We start from the raw sequence: 16,979 nt of genomic DNA on the forward strand, positions 1-16,979 counted from the left end.
AAGCGCCTTGCCAAGCGGGCCCATTGATTTCTAGATTTGTCAAATTCGCTAAGAACGCTCCGGTATAAGCACACAGTACGACCGTTAGAAGAAAATCGAGCGCTCCGTATTCCGCGTTGTCAGGAGTAGATTTTTTTTCTTGGTCCTTGCAACGCTGTAACCCGCGGACAATTGAGATGACAAGTGCAACTACTGCTCCTTGTACCAACAAGGCTACCAGCAATTCGTACGCAGGGATCAATAGTAAGGGTGCAAGTACCCCAAGAAATGCCCCCGTCCGCACGAACCAATGCCGTTGACTAGTTGAAGCCCAGAGAGCCAGAAGGCCAGAGCACGTAAACGTGCAGATCATCAAGACGCAGAGAGCGGTAAGCATGACCTAAGGACTATACTTCGCTCCCTTCGCCATCGTACGAAACGCCTTGGCCTTTGCGTTGACCAGTTTGGCTGGGCCGTAGAATTTGACGAACCAGGTGCCGTGTTCTTTGGTGGGGATGATCAGGCCCAGCATGCGATAGCCGGGGCGGTCCGTTTTGGGACCGAAGGGGCCGCGGGGGGAGTCGGCGAAGGTGCCGCGGAGGTCGACCAGAGTGGATTCGACGCCGTCGCCTTTGATGGGTTCGACGTAGACGCCCTCTTTGTCAGCGGCAGGTGGGTTGCCCTTGTCGTCGGGCTTGAGGGCTTGTAGGCCGGTGCCGTCGGCATTCTTGAATTGGCCGATCCAACGGGCGACGTTGGCTTGGACGCCGCCGGTGGCGCTCATGAGGGTCATGCGGCCGGGGGTTGGTTCTTTCGCTTCTTTGTCGTCAGATCTGGCTGGGGCGATCGAGAACTCGTGCTTGAGGATGCGGCTGCGGGGTTGGACCTTTTTCCACTCGGCGGGCATTGAGAGCGTCAGAGCGCCGTCGGCCAGTTCCAGCGTTTGTAGCTTTTGTTTGGTTTCTTCTTTCGTTTCGCTCCCCGCTTGCGGCTGTGCTTCCGTTTGGGCCGGATCGGTTTGCGCACTGCTAACTGTTGGCACGGCGAAGACGCAAGCGAGTAGCAGCGCCGTAATGGCGTAGTTCGTTTTTTTCTTATTCAGTTTCTTGGAGAGGGAGGGCATATCTTAATTCCTTGGTGATCGAGGTTCGTGTTTCAAAAAGTGCCTCCTGAGCGTTCCTCAAGGTCTTCCTCAAGATCCTCAAGTTCTTCATCATCAGCTTCTTCGATGGGCTCTTCTTCGGCTATCTCTTCCTCTGGCTCTGCGACGGGAGCGACTCGCTCAGTTGAGTTGGTTGGCGGCTTGGGAGTTTCCAGCGACTTTGGCCACAGGACGTAGGCCAGCACGCCGCCGAGGGCGAGCGTCAGCACGGCTAGCACGATCGTGATGATTTGGTTGCGTTTCTTCTTCTTCTCTCTGGCCAAACGTCGCGCTTCCGCGGCGCCGGTGGTTGGGCTCTTCTCTTGCTTGAACGGATTCTGAGAAGCAACGGAAACCGAGGGCTCACTCAACGTTGCTGCGGCAGCGCCCATCGCAGCTGCGGGCTCAACGGGCGGGGCGATGGGGTTGGACGCGTTAACCTCAGCGATGGCTTCGGTGCCCGGCTTCCAATCTTCCCAGCCAGTGCGCCACGTCCAACTGTCGGCGGCGACACGGCCTTGTTCGATCCACTCTCGCATCGCCTCGGAGCCGGCCGGGCCGAACTGCTCGCCGGTTGCGCTGCGGACGTACCAGACCGTTTCGGTTGCTGGCTCTTCAGGCTGGGGCTCTTCGACAAGGGCTGGCGGCGCGGGTGGCTCCGGCGGGGAGGGTTCGGCTGGCGAAGGCTCCTGCGGAGTAGTTTCCGTAGCTTCGGGCTTTGCGTCGTTCGTAGGAATGTAGATCGACTGATCAAGGTCGGTCGGGCCGGTCTCTGGGGCAGCCGATGTCGGGGCTTCCGGCTGCGTTGGCTCTGCCTGTTGAGGAGCTGATTGTTTAGCGGCCGGTTGTTCAGAAGTTGATGCGGGCTGCTCTGCGGGCGCCTTCTGTTCGGCGCTGTTTTCGTTTGCTTCCTCAAGGGTAGGGATCAGCAGCTTCGTTTTGCACTTAGGGCAGATCGCACGCTTGCCGGCGAGCTCAGCCTTGACGTTGAGTTTGTGCCCATTGGGGCAGGCGAAACGGATGCCCATAGTGCGTGCGGACCGAAACGAGGGGTGGGCGAGAGTTCGCTCGCCATCGAAGAATGTTCCAGTTTCTAGTGTATCTGCACCTGCAAGCACCGAGAAGCCGCAGACAGGCCTTCTTGCTGTGATTATAGTGCCTTGCTAAAAGGATTGGCCGAAGGGTTCATCCCGTGGCGGTTCTAACGAATACAAGGCCCCGTTTGCTGGCGAACACGACAACGAGATCAATTGATGACGACTTGGGAAATCATTCTGCTGGCCATCGTGCAGGGGCTCACGGAGTTTCTCCCGGTGAGTAGCTCCGGCCATTTGGTCGTTGCCAATGCCGTGTTGGAGGCATTGGGCAGCGAGCCGGTGAAGGACCTCGTCGAGGTGAGCGTGGTCTTGCACTTAGGCACTTTGGCGGCAGTGTTGATTTTTTACCGGCGTCAAATTCTTCGGCTGCTCACCGAAGACAAGCGGGCGATCACGCCGTTGGTGATCGCAACAATCCCTGCAGTGATCCTCGGGCTGGGAATCAAGAAAGGGCTGCCAGAGAGCCTGGAAAAAACGGTCTTGGAAAGCCCGCTGCTGGCCGGCTTGATGTTTCCGATTACTGCAGCGGCGCTGTGGTGGATTTCGCGACAAACACCAAGCGACGGCGAGTACACCGAACTGACTCCCGGGCAGTCGCTCAAGATCGGCCTTCTGCAAGCGTGCGCTCTGTTGCCCGGCATCTCGCGCAGCGGGGCGACGATCGTCGGTGGTTTGGCCAGCGGACTGAAGCGAGAGCAGGCGGCAACGTTTGCGTTTCTGATGGCCATTCCCGCGATTGGGGGTGGCGGACTGCTGGAAGGAATCGAAGCCTACCAGGAAGGCACCACGGGGACGCCGATCGGGTTGCTGACGCTCGGCTTCTTCGTTTCGATGATCGTGGGCCTCGTCGCGCTGTCGCTGCTGATCCGCTGGGTGAAAGCCGGGCGGCTGGCGATGTTTGCCTACTACCTCGTGCCGCTGGGCGTGGCGGTGACGGCTTGGCAGTTGCTGCAGTAGTGTTGCCGATAGAAACTTATTCGCGATAAGGTTGGTTCTGCGGAGTAAGCAGGGGAACCGCTAGATGCCCCGCTCCTACTTCGCGTGAAGTTGGCACGTCGAGAATCTGCAGGCAGAGCGGCAAGATGTCGACGCTCCGCGGATTCGCTGGCAGCTCCATCTCAAGAGGAAGGCCCGCTGCGATCAACGGCGAAGTGCTGTCCAACGTGTGGAGCGAGCCGTGCGAACCTCTCTCGTGAAGTTCAGTGTCTGGGATCATGAACTCGCACCCGGGAACTGCCGTTGCCCAGAGATCGCCCGACTCTCTGGTGAAAGCAAGGGCAATGCGTTCGAGGGCGTTGGGGTAGTTTCCATAGGCGATTTTTCCATCCGCTTCGAGCCGAGCGTCGATCACTTCCAGATTGCCGTCCAGTCGCCAGCGATTTCCGTATTCGTCGGTGGGAGCCCCTCCTTGATCGTTGGCGTGGGAAAAGCTCAACTCACCGCGATCTCGGGTAGCAATGGTCCACCGCTCGCGTGATTCGGGGTCGTCGTCATTCGGCGATTGCCAGAAGACCTGATCGACGCGGCTATCGCAGAGTAGCTTCTCAACGATCTCTTGCCGTAACTGTTTTTGGTTCTCGCGTAAGTAGATTTGTGCCGCTCGCATGTTGGGGCAGACCATCAGGTCCTCTTCTCTGTCCCAACTGGTGCCTGCTTTTGCGAGTGAGAATGGAGCGAGCAGTTCTTCGAGTTGGATGCCGCGTTCCTCTTCCGATTCGGATTGATCCGTTTGCGAATGGTCACCAGTGACTAAGACGGAGACTTGTTCCAACAGTGCTTTCCATCCATCGCGTGCAACGGCGAAGCGTCCGAGACATTCATCAACTTTGACGACGGTTTCCAACGCTTGTTCAGGGCCGTGGTCGTGGCTGGCGTAGTCGTTGTCAGGGAAATAGGCGAGCGTGAAATCGGGCAGTTCCTCAGCTTCCGCGAGCGATAGCAGATACTTCCCGCTCGCTGCGTCGTTGAATCCATACCGGCTGAAGATCGTATCGTCGATTCGCGGTGGCTCGCTTGTTTGATCAGAAACTGCCGAGGAGATAAAGTCGCCCAGAAAGAGCTTTTGTGGGCCGCTGATTCTCTCCGGAAAGTTGGCACCTGGGAGCAGTTGCAACAGCAGCGGCACGTTCAGTTCATGGGGGACTTCGCCGCGAATGCAGAGGTAGTTGATGCAGGCAGTTTCAAGCCCGTGCTTCTCGATGAGTTGAAAAATCGACTTCGCACGCAGTTGCTGATAATTGAGTTGCTCAACGTAATCGCGAAAGAACTCGCCGAAGCCTTTGTTGATCAGCACCCAAAAATCGTCGCCCAAGTAAACGACTTTGTCTTGCGATTCGTCGTACCAGTAGTTGCCGAGAATCCCATGCCTTGCCGGATACTCACCTGTAGCGATGGTGGTCGTGGCGGCGGGCGTGATGGAAGGGAACGCGGGCGTGCAGCGTGGCACGAAGTGGCCCGCCTCGACGAGTTTCGCCAAGTTGGGGAGTTTCCCCTCTGCAAGAGCTGGCTCAATGACACGGGTCGCCAAGGCATCGATGACGACGAGCAGGACTTTCTTTTTCGCCATGAAGATGCCAAATCCACTAGGGGCATGAAAACAGCGGATGAGCCTAACGCCTTCTCATTGATTGAAAGGCTTCAGGCTCATCCGCTGCCAAGAGTCCTGCCGTTGGGACTCGAACCCAAGACTTCTGGATCCACAATCCAGTGCTCTACCAACTGAGCTACAGCAGGAGGTTAGCCGGGGCACCGACACGCTTTTGACGGTCAAAATGCCTCAGCGAATCGCCCAGTTTAAGGGGCTGAGGGACTGATGACAAGACGTTCAGGATGGCCAGAACTGGTGTCTAGCGGTTGAATAGTCCCGTTAAACACGCAAAATGATGAGCGGTCAGATAACGAAAAGGTTCAACAGAGATTCACAAACATGGGGCACTTCGTCTGCTGCCCGCTTCAAGGAGATCGCCCGCATGCCTGAGCCCGAAACGATTCGTCCCATCCGTATTGGTGTCTATGAGACCGTAGCATCAGCTGAGCAGGCAGTTGCCTCGCTGAAGGAGGCTGGGTTCACTGATAAGGAAGTCTCGGTCCTTTGCAGCGATAAGCACCAAGCACAAGAGTTCTCCGATGATCTCTCCGAGGTAGAAAACAACTCGGAGGCAGCGACTGCCGCGATTGCTGGCGGAGCCTTGGGGAGTTCGTTAGGCGGGCTGATGGCCTTGGCCGGTCTTGCCACGGTGGCCGGAATCCCCGTAATAGCTGCTGGGGCGTTTGCGGCCACACTTGCTGGTGGCGTTGTTGGTGGACTTGCCGGTGCGATGGTTGAGCGCGGATTTGATAAGGAGCCGGCAGACTACTTCGATCAAGCGGTGACCGAAGGGAAGATTTTGGTTTCCGTCGAGCCTGCCGATCGCGATAAGCAGCGGCTCGACCAAGCAGCACAGATCCTCAAGGATGCGGGAGCGGAGCCGATTTCGTTGCTAGAGGGCTAATACCCATTAGGTTGCTTTAACCGTTAAACTCCCCCCGAGCGACATACGCGGAAAATTGCTGGCATCTGTTGTCAGATGCACCATCGGTATTCGATACGTAACAAGCCAGGCCAGGTTCCTACCGTTACGACGAATATCATGCTTCTGCGGATTCCCTTCATTCTTGCAATCCTGACGTGTGGAACGCTTCTCTCGGGGTGTAGCTGCCCCTCGAAGTGTTGCCTGCCGCCGACGCCGACGGCGCCGTGCGTTTGCGAACCGGCTTTCCCGCCGGCAACGCCGCCCGATGTGGCAGCGACGGTGCCCGTCTACGACGATGCTAGCATTCTGCAGCCGTTGCCCGCCCCGAGCGAGACGTTCTGTCTGCTCGAACCAGCCACCTGTCAGTGCAACGCCGCGACGAACGCCAACCTTGCTAACCTGGTGAAGCTCGAACAGCATTGGGCGACGACCATCATCGAGTGCGATTCGCGGATCGTGCGTGAGAATCTGTGCCTCAACCGCGACTTGCTCGTGCTGCATGAGTACGATCTGCGAGCCGAGGCTGCCGCCGCCGCGATGGAGGCGTACTACAACTTGGCAGCGTTGGAAGCACGGCTGCATTATCTCGATCGTGCGATTGAAGAGAATAAGCAATCGCTGGCCCGGATTGACGCTCTCGTCGAGAAGGATCTGCCGACCGAAGGGCTTGATCGCGGGGAAGTAGAGATTGTGATCAACGCTCTGCACGATCGTCGGTTACAAGCCAACTACGCTCGTTTGCAGTTGAACGGCCAGTTGCAAAAGCTGTTAGCGTGTTGCTCGAACGAGTACCAATTCTATTGGCCAACGTTTGAGTGGGCACCCGACCTCACTCCCTTGGATGTGGCTGGTGAAGTGGCACAGGGAATGGCCCATCGCTCTGACATTCGCGGCCTACAGCTTGTGCTCTGCAAACTGGAGAAGCCAACGCTGCGTGTTGCCCGTGGTGTGCTGAACATTGCCGACTCGACGCTCGGCTCGGTTGAACCGACCGAGGGTTGGATTCACCGTTTGCGTTGCATTCGATGTAGCGACCATGAGGTGGATGTTCGCTGTAAGCAACTCGCGCTTTTGCTGACCGACACGGAGCAACTGGCTTCGGCCGAACTCAAGAACGCGGCTTACAAAGTTGCGTTGCAGCAGCAACGCGTGACCTTGGCACGCCAAGCCGTCGAAGACCGACGTGAAGCACTGTATCGCTTGGAAGCAAAGCGTGAGGTCGACGACATCACGATCTTTGAGATCAGTCGCGAACGGAGCCGCCTGTTCGACGCTGAGGGCGAGCTTATACAGCAGATCGCCAACCTAAAGATCGCCCGCGTGAAACTACGGATGGCTCAGGGCGTGCTTGGTCAGGAGTGTGGGTACACACGCATCCTCTGCACGGAAGGGTGCTGCGACGGGGCTTGTATGCGGTGTGGGAAGTAGAGCCGCCACTTGAGTACCTCATGTTGCGATTGGGTGGCTGGGGACGAGTGGAGCGAGCCCCCAGTTTTCTAGCTTCGAGGAAAGAGTAAACAACTGGGGGCAGCCTCAAGCTGTCCCCAGCCACCCGGACGCTTTCAGATTCATCCACGTTCTGGCGAACGTAGCTACCTTTTCGAGACAGCTGGCGAATCCTTTAGGTACCAGCGCCACCGCTTTTCGACGCCCTTGCTAATGCCGATTCGCGTCGTGTTCACGATGAGTGACGGATTGCTGCTCAATTGAACTTCTTGTCTCTTTAGTCTCTGTGCAACCCAAATGCCCGTTTGCTTGCCAAGTGGCGATTCGGTCATCTGGCGGTCGATTTCGAGTGCCTTGCACAGCTTCCCCGGTCCGGCGGCGATTCTTTCGATCTTTCCGCTGGACTGCTGAGCGTGCCAGGGCAGGGCAGTGTCGAATTCGACGGCGCGAATCAGCACGGCACTCAGTTCTCCATCGTCGCCGGTGACGATGTTGAAGCAGTGGTACATGCCGTAGATGAGGTAGACGTAGATGTACCCCGCCGGGCCGAACATTACCGCCGTGCGCTTCGTCTTGCGGCGATGTCCATGGGTGGCGGGGTCGCCGGCTTGGTAGGCTTCGGTCTCGACGATGGTTCCCTCGGTCTTCAGGCCGTTGATCTGGCGGATGAGGCGGCAACCGATGAGATCGCGAGCGACTTCAGGGGCGGGGCGGGCGAACCATTTGTGGGTGAGCATGCTTCAGGAATTCCGAATCAATAAATTGTGTCATTCCGACGGGAGGCTAGCCGACCGAGGAATCCGGTTTGCACTCTTGATGACTCAACACTGCTACCAACCGGATTCCTCGGTGGCTGGAAGCTCGGTCAAAATGACACGCTGGTCAACGCTAGCAACTGCGAGGCTCCCTATTTTACCTCTCTGCACTTATCCGCAAGATCGAACGCACATCCTGCCGATCACGATTGATGAAGCGCTTTTCTGAAGCCATTTTCGAAGACTCTACTCTCATCTCGATCGTGTCGTCCCATGCAACCTGCTCGTGAACAGGCTGGTCTGAATGTTATTGGAAAGCCGTCGGAGATTTCGGCGGCGCAGGTGCTAGCGGGTGAGGAGTCGCGGCATTGTCCCTACTGCTATGAGACGATTAGCGTTAACGCGAAGAAGTGCTGGCGTTGCCACGAGTACTTCGCGCCGCCGCGTGAGGATCTCGACGATCGGATGTTCCAGCTCGCCCGTCGCGAGGTGCTGCAAGACTGTCTGATCGATATCAAGAAGTGGATCACCCGGATCGGTATCGGCTCCGTTGCCGGACTGCTTTTGATTGGCACGCTCAGTCTCTTTCGCTTCCAAGACATGCTGGAAGATATGGTCGCCCGACGGGTGGAGGTGGTCAGCAGCCCGGTGCTCGTCGAAACGGTAGAGAAACTTGGCGAGACGGAGGATGTGCTGGATGACGTGCATGACAATATTCGGCTCGCCCAGCATCGCATTTCGCAGTTCGATCAAATGGACGATAAGCTTGTGCAAACGCATACGGCAATCGCCAAGATCGAAACCGCCAAGCAACGTTTGGAGAGCCGGGCTCAGCAGCTTGATTCGCAGTTCGAACAATTAGAATCGCGGGTGATCAGTGCGAAGCGAGAGCTGCGGGACGATCGTGATCGTAAACTCGAAGAGACGCTCGGCGAGTTCGCCAGCCAGGTGGTGACCTACGATAAGTTGCAAACGATGCTCACGGGTGCGAATGCTCCACAGAACCGTGAGCTTCTCACCGCACTAACGCCGATGCAGTTTCGGCGAATCAGCCTGATCAGCCCGTTCACCCTCTCGTCCGGGCATCCGACGGTGGTCTTTCTGCCTTCGGTGCGTTTGGAGTGGCACTTCGAGAATACCGAAGTCGGTGAAGTGCTGTATCGTGTCCACTACGACACGCGGCGGGACTTTAAGAGCAGCCACGTGGGAACCGGGACGACGCGGCTCACCAACTTCAGCTTGCCGCAGAGCTTTCCTCATGGACCGGTTTACTGGCGGGTTGAAGCGGTGGATGCTCAAGGCGTCGTGCAGGCCACCAGCGATATCGGCTATTTTGAGTATTACGCGAACAGCCTCGATCGGATTCGCAGCACGGGCGTGATTCGTATTGGCGTGGCGTGTGCTGCACAAAGTGAGTTCGCTTACTACGATGAGAACCAAGGCCAGCTCACGGGCTACGACATCGAGCTTTCACGCTGGCTGGCGGCTCGTCTGATGCCCACCATGCCTGAGGTGCGTCCGGTATTTATTGGCTACACTTGGAATCGTCTGCTGGAGACCGTCCATCGCAACGAGGTGGACTTCATCATCTCGACCATCACGATTACTCCGCAGCGTGAAGAAGAATACGGGCTGCGGTTCAGCAAGCCGTACTACTCGACTCGGCAGGCTTGCGTGGTCTGTGAGAAGGGAACGATTCACACCGCCACGGATTTACACAACCGCCGGATTGCCGTCCAAGCGGGGACATCCAGCGAGCCGGTTGGTGAGGCGTTCACGGAATCGACCAACCTGATGCGGGTTCCCAGTACGGAAGTGGCGTTTGAGAAACTTATTAGCGGCCAAATCGAGGCGGTGATCACCGACTACGACTTCGCCCAAAAAGAAGTCCGCCGCTTGAGCCGTCCGTGCAAGGTGATTCCGATTGCGTCGAGTGACTATCCGCAGGATTATCGCGGAATGCGTGTCGACCAATACGGCATTGCCGTGGCGAAGCCGGAGACGGATCTGCTAGAGCGAATCAACAACGCCCTCGACGCGGCGAAACGGCAAAACGTACTGCAAACGCTCAAGAGCCGTTACGTGAACCGTGATATCAGCTCGTTCGTGTTGCAGCCGCTGCCGGTTGAGCCTGCAAACCCAGCGTCGGTTGCGACGCCGATGATGGGGAAGAAGTTGCCGATTAACGTTTTGCGGCGGTGATAGCTTTCTAGGTGATTCCCGGGTGAGGCCTAGCTCGCCGGCTAATGACTGGCCACTGCCGACTGCCCCCTGCCCACTTTTAGGTTCGCCCAGCCAATACGCTACGCAGCTCGGACTCGAACGTTTTGCTCTCGTTCAGCACGGCTTGGAAGTCTTCTTTGCCGAGGGTGTAGAACGTCGTTTCTTCCAGTGCCCGTACGGTTGCGTTGCGGGGTTGCTCGGTGATGAGGGCGGCTTCGCCGAAGAATTGGCCTTGGCCTAGCTCGGCGACTTTTTGTTCTTTGCCCCCCTCTTCGACGATGACTTCTACGCTACCGGCACGGATGAGGTAGAACAGATCGCCCGTGTCGCCTTGCTGGATGACGGTGTCGCCGGGGAGCGATTGGAGGACCATCATCTTGTCGGCCATGTCGGTGAGCGTATTGGGCGTGAGCTCCGCAAACAGTGGGTACTGGCGGAGGAATTCGCAGATGACCGACGCTTCGACCACGGCAACGTCGCTCTTGATGTGGCCTTGGACCATGTTCACAATCCGGTCAGCGACGTCGAGGATGCGGTTGTCGTGCGTCACCATAATGACGGTGGCGCCCTCTTCCTTGGCCATCTCTTGAAAGAGCGTGACGACTTCGCGGCCCGTTTTTTCATCGAGGGCGGCGGTCGGTTCGTCTGCGAGGATGAGCTTCGGGCGGTGGACCAACCCACGGGCGATCGCCACGCGTTGTTTTTGACCTCCCGAGAGCGAGTTCGGCTTGTAGTGAATGCGGTGCCCAAGGTCGAGCCGCGTGAGCAGGTACTCGATCCGCTCCTTGGACTCTTTGCGCTTCATGCCTTGCAGTTCGCAGGCCATGTTCACGTTTTGGAAAGCGGTCAGGGATTCAAACAGGTTATGCGCTTGGAAAATGAAACCCATGTCATGACGGATACGGTTGATCTCGTCGCGGGAGGCACCGTTGAGCTCATTGCCAAGGACTTGCAGGCTGCCCTCACAAACGGTGCGCAGCGTGCCGATTAGCGTGAGGAGCGTCGTCTTCCCCGAACCCGAGGGGCCGGTCATGATGACGATTTCACCACGACGCACCTCCAGGTTGTTGTTAAAGAGCGCCTGCGTGCGCTGTTCGCCCTCGCCGAAGAAGTGATTCAGCCCGGCAACCTTGACGGTCTTTGGGAGCTGCGCTCCATCGGCAAACGCGCCGCTGGTGGCTGGCAAGGAAAGATTGGCGGTGGCAGTCATGACTATCTTCTTCGGTTCACGGTTTTGTCATTTCTCGGTCGGCGGGGCTCGGTCGGAATGACATAGGCGTTAGAACAAACTCGCTGGATCGGCGGACAGTAATTTTCGCACCGCCAATAAACCTGAGGCGATGCACATCACGATGGTTAACGTCAGAACGAATAACGCTGAAGGCGTGGACATCATTAGTTGCAGGCCGGTGGCATTGGCCAAGTAGCGGTAGACGCCCCAACTGACGAGCATCCCCGGGATGAAGCCGACGATTGCCAAGAGCAACCCCTCGACGGCGATCATGCGGACGAAGTAGCTGTCCTTGTAGCCCATCGCCCGTAGGGTGGCGAACTCCGACATGTGGTCGGCAATGTCGGTGTAAATCACCTGGTAGCAAATCACGATTCCGACGATAAAGCCGATGATCGTGCCGGCTCGGAAGATCAGGCCAATCGGCGTGCTGGCGTCCCAGAAGTTGCGCTCCTTGTCGCGGTATCCGTCGCGTGTGAGGACTAGCACGTCGTTGGGCAAAAGGCTTTCGATACGTGACCGGACGGTTTCGACATCGACGCCTTCTTCCACGTGAACAATGCCCAGGTCGACTACTTCTAACGGATCGCCAAATTGCTTGCGCTGGGGAAAGTATTTTGCAAAGTTCTTGGCGCTCATAACAAGGTTGCCGTCATGGGCGAAATCGGTCCCGAGTTCGAAGGACCCGGCCAGTTGCAAACGCTGGCCGGCAAGTTCGGTTGGCTGCTGGGAAAGCTCCGCGGGATCGTTGACCGGGAAGTCGAAATAAATCTCCTTGCTACGGACATCGATCAGTGCCGTGTCGGGCAGCCGGAGCTTGGGTAGTTGCTGGCTTATTCCCTGAGCATTAAAGACATACGGTTGGTTTTCGAGATGAAAGCCGATCGAGCGAATCGGATAGCCTTTCGACTTTTTGCCATCACCAAAGTTCTTTAACACCGAAAGGGTAAGTTCGGAGTAAACGGGATACGCCCCGGCCACGCCGTAGCAGGAGCTCGCCTGATTGATGCGTTCCTTGGGGAAACGCTTTTCCGCGGCGAGCGTATATTTCGCTTTGCTTACCAGGATGATATCGCCTTCGAGGTCGACGATCAGCTTCACCTGGCTGGCGAACAGGGCTTTGCGAAACCCGACCTGCGTGAACATCAGCAGCACGGCAAACCCAATCCCGGCCAGCGCAACCGCCAACCGACGCTTGTCATGCGTCAGGTTTTTCCAGGCGAGCGGTGTTTTGCGGAGGGTTGGCATACGAACAAGCGAATGGAGTGCGGTTAGAACAGATCAGCCGGGTCGGCTTGGAATAACTTTCTCAGTGCCGCCAGGCCTGAGACGACGCACATGACGACGGCCAAGCCGAGGACGATCGAGGCGATTCCAAGACTCATTGCCATCGGCATCCCGGAGTAGTAAGTCACCAGGTGGTAGAGTCCCCAGGAGATAAAGATCGAGGGGATGTAACCGATCAAGGCAAGTAGCACGGACTGATGGAGGACGACCGAGGTGAGGTAGCCGTTGGTGTAGCCCATCGCCTTGAGCGTGGCGTACTCGCCCATCATGTTGGCGATATCGGTCGAGAGCACCTGATAGACGATCGCCACACCGACAAATAACGCTACCCACACACCCAGCTTGAATATCTGCCCCAAGGGCATTTCTTCGACCCAGCGTTTCTCTTCGCGGAGCTTGACTTCGTCGCGGGTGAGGACCTCGACGTCGGCGGGGATCGCCGTCGGTGGGCCGTTTTCTTGGATCGGACCGAGTAGTTGTTGCAACTCCGCCTGTACGCTAGCTAGGTTAGCCCCTTCGGCGACGGACACGAGCCCGAAGTTGACTTGTTGCAGCGGTTGCCAGTAGCAGGCTTTGGCAAACCCATCGGGGTTAGTGATGCAAGCTCCGTTGGCGGCCAGGCCGGTGCCCAGCTCGAAGGTTTCAACGATCTTGAATCGTTCCTTGCCCAGGACCGTTTTCACGCCGATGTCTTGGGGGCCGAATTGCACTCCGTCGCGGGGGCCAAAGTCGTCCTTGGTTTTGCGATCGATGAGCAGGAAGCGACTGTCGGTGAGCTGTCTGACTTTTTCTCGAATCTCCGCGGGCCTGAAGGCGGGGTTGGCCGGATCGGTGCCCATGCAGATGATGCCTCGCCATTCGCCTTTGTAGTCTTTCGGCTTGGTGTTCTCTGGCTGCGGAGCTTGCCATTCGGTCAGGCCGAGGTAGAACGCCTTCGCGTCCTCAACTTCAGGCAGCGAGGCGGCTTGGTAGATTCGTTCGCGGGGGAAAGTGCGCGGATCAGTCAGGTGAAAGTAGGTTGGTGAGCGGAGCATGAGATCGAACTCAAGCTCATCGTAGATCTGGGTGGCGGTTTTTCGGACTGCGCCCAAGAAGCCCAATTGCATGAACATCAGAATGACGGCAAAGCCAACGCCTGCCAGCGCAACGGCAGTGCGGACTTTGTTGTGGACGAGGTTTTTCCAGGCCAGCGGAGTTTTCACCATGAGTTCATTCCTATGGTGCTGACTGGAAGCGACGCAGCATGAAGGCGAGTCTTTTGAGTTCCTGGGGGCGTGACTTTCGTGAGAAGACGCGAAGCGGGGAGGGCTTTGGTTGTCAGGAAACGGCAGTGTTTTTTGATTCGTCGCTTTTCGATTCTTCGCTTTCAGTTTCGTCCTTGGTTTCCGTCGAGGCAGTCTTTTCGTTTTGCTCTAGGGCTTGGAACTCGACGGTGACCTGCAAGCCGATACGGTCGGCAGCTTCGGCGGTCATGGCTTCCAGGAGTTGCTTCTTTTTCGCCTCGTCCTCGACCTTGGGATCTAGAACGATCCGGACATCGACAACCGATCGGTCGCTGGGGGCCAGCGGATTCCGGTTGGTGAGTTCCGGGTTGCCGATCATGGAACTGATCAGATCAACTTTGCCTTCGAGTCCGTCCTTAAACTCTTTCCCAAACGAAGCGCTTCGGATCACCACGCGCTGACCTTCCTTGATCTGGGTGCGGTCGCCTTCGTAGACTTCGGCGATGCACACCATTTGGCTCAGGTCGGCGACTTGCAAGACAGGCAACTGCGTAATGAATTCGCCTTCGTCAACATGTTTTTTGAGAACTGTGAGCGGCGGGTCACCCGGATTGCCTGGGGCACGCAACTCAGACTTCCGCAACGTTTCCTCAGTGACCTCGATTTCGAGCTTTACCACATCAGCCGGATTCATTCCTGCGAGCTGCTCAATATTGCTTTCAGCGATCTTGAGACTTTCCTCTGCAGCTTTGATCGCAGCGTTAGCGGCTTTCTCGGCAGCGTTCAAACTGTAGGAAAGCGATAAGTACTCCGATTCAGCGCGGGCGACTTCATTTTCTTTTCGCTTGAGTTCGTGATCCGTGACGAGTTCAGGATCTTCCTGCTGCAAGTTACTGAGAAGCTGGACATCGAGCTTGGCGATCTCGACTGCTTTCTCTAATCCGCCGAGTTTGATCCGCTGTGCCGCTATCTCATCCAGCTTCGCCTCGGCCTCTGCTTTGCTCGCTTTTGCTTGCTGCACTTGAAGCATGGCAGCGGACTTGTCGTACTCATGTTTCTTGGAAGTTACCTCCTGCTTCTTGCGGAGGGCTTCAAGTTGTTTCTCACCTAGTGAATCGCTTGAGAGTGAGGCAAGGCGGCTACCGGGCTCAACCGTTTTGCCTTCCTGGACACCTTCGGCATATTCAATGACCTGTTCACCGGGGATTGCACTAATGGAGATGATTCCGCCCGCCGGTTGAAGTCTCCCGAGAGCGACGACTTCGCGTGGCCCGGGGGAGGTTGCCCCACTGGTCTTTGGGGGAGCCTTGGTTGTCTGATCGCAGCCTGTTCCTAAGAACAGGGCAAAAGATAGCACGCAGACGCAGGATCGCAGGCAGTATGGAAAGCTAAGAGGCGTCATTCTTATTGCGATCGCTGAGATGATAATTGGCTGTGACGACAAACTTCCTAGCCGGTGCTGATTGATGATCGGCCTGCCTACAAATGCTGCCGATCCACAAATTTAGGGTATGCGCAGGCCCACCGAAGGACTTTCCCACCCTAAATTAACTACTCCGTCTAGAATGAGCAGACCTAGCCGACATGTCAAGCAAACGACCGTGACGCAAGTCTTAGGCGCATCGTCACTTAAACGCAGTTTCGGCTTGCTCAGCGAGATAGTTGCGAATATCTCAGTTGAGGCTTGTGCCTGCTATTTGCCGCAAAACTGGTACAGCCATTCGCAACCGTCAACTTCGTTATGAACGGTCGGCTCATTGGGAATCGCCGCTCTCACGCTGATCGGGTTAAAGCGTCAGATGCGGAGCGGTCTCTAGTGTGGCTACGATCCGGTATTGGGTGTTCGCAACCGGTTATGTCCACCTGACTTCTGCACAATCACTCTCAAGCAATTCAAGATGCGACTCTGGTCACTAAAACCGCCGAGCGATAAGCAGATTCGAGAGTTTTTCACGCAGCAGGCTGACCAGCCCGTTTCTTATTTCGAGTCGTCCCCCTTAGACAAGCAACCGCCTGAGGGGTTTGTGCTGGATGATAATCGGGTATTTCTTGGGAGCGGTGAACAGGCTTTTCAGCACGCTTGCGATGCACTCCGGCGTTGGGAAATGTACCCGCAGGGATGGATAAAGCTCGTACCTCACCGGCCGATTCTGCAGGCTGGTGCCGTCGTGATGATTGTCGCGAAGGCTCACGGGGTGTATTGGAAGAGCGCTTGCCGGGTCGTCGAAACTTTCGATCAGCAATACCCCGCCCCGTTGTCGGCAACTGGGCACTGCCTCCAGTCCTTCGGTTTTGTCTATGCAACGCTGCCTGGACATGTTGAATGCGGGCAGGAACGATTTTTGATCGTTCGCGACGCGAAAGATCAAGTTTGGTATGAGATTCGTGCGTTTTCTAAGCCTCAACATTGGCTAGCAAAGATTGCCTATCCGCTGGTCCGTCGATTCCAAAAGCGATTCTTTGCCGAGTCGATGTCTCGAATGGTTGCCGCCGTGGAAAAGGCAGGACCCCAGCACGGGGCAGCGACTACCCGGTCTGCGGCGAAAGGCTCGCCGATAGTGTTCTCAAACCGTCAGTAGGCCGTATTGGCGAGCTTCGTTAGCGAACACTTCGTCGTTGCCTGGCGTATCTGACCTGTACTCTCGGTGCGAGATTCGACACACTATCGTACAAGAGATGCCTGTATTGAGGTGATCGAGGTTTTTTCTAGGGAAGTCTCTTTAGGAACGGGTTTTTAGGAACGGGGCCTGCTAGCCATGAAACGACTCTCTGCTTTTATCATGGGAATGGTGGTTGGCGGTGCGTTGCTCTACATGGCGTTGCACTACCACTTGCTCAGGGCACAGGATGGAATGCACCTCGTCCCTAAGGCGGAAACTTCTTTGGCCGCTACCTACGTCGATATCCGTCAGTTTGGGCCTCGTGATTGGGCGAATCATCCCAAGCTTGCAGCAGCCTTGTTTGAATCGGGACAAGAAGATCTGATGAACTCGGCGATCGACGGCGCACTCCAAAACGGCATTGATCGGTTGCTGGGCGATCCGCAGAATCGCTAGAACCGCACGGACTAGCACGACTAGTCTCT

14 protein-coding genes and 1 tRNA gene are annotated in these 16,979 nt (G+C 56.8%); 6 read left to right on the forward strand and 9 right to left on the reverse strand.

Annotated elements, in window-relative coordinates:
- Positions 1 to 379: 379 nt before the first annotated feature.
- Both RIB44_02345 and RIB44_02350 read right to left on the reverse strand, forming a co-directional pair.
- A complete protein-coding gene (locus tag RIB44_02345; GenBank protein ID MEQ8615413.1) occupies positions 380 to 1,102 on the reverse strand; it encodes a hypothetical protein in 723 nt (240 codons plus the stop codon).
- Between the two features lie 32 nt (positions 1,103 to 1,134).
- Positions 1,135 to 2,148 (reverse strand): GYF domain-containing protein, encoded by a 1,014-nt coding sequence (locus tag RIB44_02350; GenBank protein ID MEQ8615414.1) that lies wholly within the window; start codon positions 2,146 to 2,148, stop codon positions 1,135 to 1,137.
- Between the two features lie 225 nt (positions 2,149 to 2,373).
- Here RIB44_02350 and RIB44_02355 point away from each other — a divergent pair, with 225 nt between their 5' ends.
- Entirely contained in the window at positions 2,374 to 3,174 is an 801-nt protein-coding gene (locus RIB44_02355) for an undecaprenyl-diphosphate phosphatase (protein ID MEQ8615415.1), read from the forward strand.
- 16 nt (positions 3,175 to 3,190) lie between these two features.
- Here RIB44_02355 and RIB44_02360 read toward each other — a convergent pair whose 3' ends face one another.
- Both RIB44_02360 and RIB44_02365 read right to left on the reverse strand, forming a co-directional pair.
- The gene (locus RIB44_02360; protein ID MEQ8615416.1) at positions 3,191 to 4,783 is read right to left on the reverse strand and encodes an alkaline phosphatase family protein; all 1,593 of its coding nucleotides are present in this window, start codon (positions 4,781 to 4,783) and stop codon (positions 3,191 to 3,193) included.
- 94 nt (positions 4,784 to 4,877) lie between these two features.
- Positions 4,878 to 4,950, reverse strand: a tRNA-His gene (locus tag RIB44_02365).
- Positions 4,951 to 5,186: 236 nt separating this feature from the next.
- Between RIB44_02365 and RIB44_02370 the strand changes: the two genes are divergently transcribed.
- Entirely contained in the window at positions 5,187 to 5,708 is a 522-nt protein-coding gene (locus RIB44_02370) for a general stress protein (protein MEQ8615417.1), read from the forward strand.
- A 75-nt stretch (positions 5,709 to 5,783) separates the two neighbouring features.
- On the forward strand, positions 5,784 to 7,157 hold the full coding sequence (locus RIB44_02375) for a TolC family protein (GenBank protein ID MEQ8615418.1): 1,374 nt from the start codon (positions 5,784 to 5,786) through the stop codon (positions 7,155 to 7,157).
- A 164-nt stretch (positions 7,158 to 7,321) separates the two neighbouring features.
- On the opposite strand, the gene RIB44_02380 is transcribed toward RIB44_02375, so the two are convergent.
- A complete protein-coding gene (locus RIB44_02380) occupies positions 7,322 to 7,912 on the reverse strand; it encodes a DNA-3-methyladenine glycosylase (GenBank protein ID MEQ8615419.1) in 591 nt (196 codons plus the stop codon).
- 291 nt (positions 7,913 to 8,203) lie between these two features.
- On the opposite strand from RIB44_02380, the gene RIB44_02385 reads away from it, so the two are divergent.
- Positions 8,204 to 10,132 (forward strand): transporter substrate-binding domain-containing protein, encoded by a 1,929-nt coding sequence (locus RIB44_02385; protein ID MEQ8615420.1) that lies wholly within the window; start codon positions 8,204 to 8,206, stop codon positions 10,130 to 10,132.
- 79 nt (positions 10,133 to 10,211) lie between these two features.
- Here RIB44_02385 and RIB44_02390 read toward each other — a convergent pair whose 3' ends face one another.
- The 4 genes from RIB44_02390 to RIB44_02405 form a co-directional block, all read right to left on the reverse strand.
- Positions 10,212 to 11,363 (reverse strand): ATP-binding cassette domain-containing protein, encoded by a 1,152-nt coding sequence (locus RIB44_02390; protein MEQ8615421.1) that lies wholly within the window; start codon positions 11,361 to 11,363, stop codon positions 10,212 to 10,214.
- A 69-nt stretch (positions 11,364 to 11,432) separates the two neighbouring features.
- Positions 11,433 to 12,632: an ABC transporter permease DevC gene (gene devC / locus RIB44_02395; GenBank protein ID MEQ8615422.1), complete on the reverse strand. Its 1,200-nt coding sequence runs from the start codon at positions 12,630 to 12,632 to the stop codon at positions 11,433 to 11,435.
- A gap of 23 nt (positions 12,633 to 12,655) precedes the next feature.
- Positions 12,656 to 13,876, reverse strand: a complete 1,221-nt coding sequence (locus RIB44_02400; protein ID MEQ8615423.1) for an FtsX-like permease family protein — start codon at positions 13,874 to 13,876, stop codon at positions 12,656 to 12,658.
- A 112-nt stretch (positions 13,877 to 13,988) separates the two neighbouring features.
- Positions 13,989 to 15,251 (reverse strand): efflux RND transporter periplasmic adaptor subunit, encoded by a 1,263-nt coding sequence (locus RIB44_02405; GenBank protein ID MEQ8615424.1) that lies wholly within the window; start codon positions 15,249 to 15,251, stop codon positions 13,989 to 13,991.
- Between the two features lie 541 nt (positions 15,252 to 15,792).
- On the opposite strand from RIB44_02405, the gene RIB44_02410 reads away from it, so the two are divergent.
- Complete coding sequence (locus RIB44_02410) at positions 15,793 to 16,473, forward strand: DUF1990 domain-containing protein (protein MEQ8615425.1); 681 nt, start codon at positions 15,793 to 15,795, stop codon at positions 16,471 to 16,473.
- Positions 16,474 to 16,650: 177 nt separating this feature from the next.
- Complete coding sequence (locus RIB44_02415) at positions 16,651 to 16,950, forward strand: hypothetical protein (protein ID MEQ8615426.1); 300 nt, start codon at positions 16,651 to 16,653, stop codon at positions 16,948 to 16,950.
- Positions 16,951 to 16,979: the final 29 nt, after the last annotated feature.

It is taken from the genome of Lacipirellulaceae bacterium, from assembly GCA_040218535.1.
In the GTDB taxonomy this organism is placed as follows: domain Bacteria; phylum Planctomycetota; class Planctomycetia; order Pirellulales; family Lacipirellulaceae; genus Adhaeretor.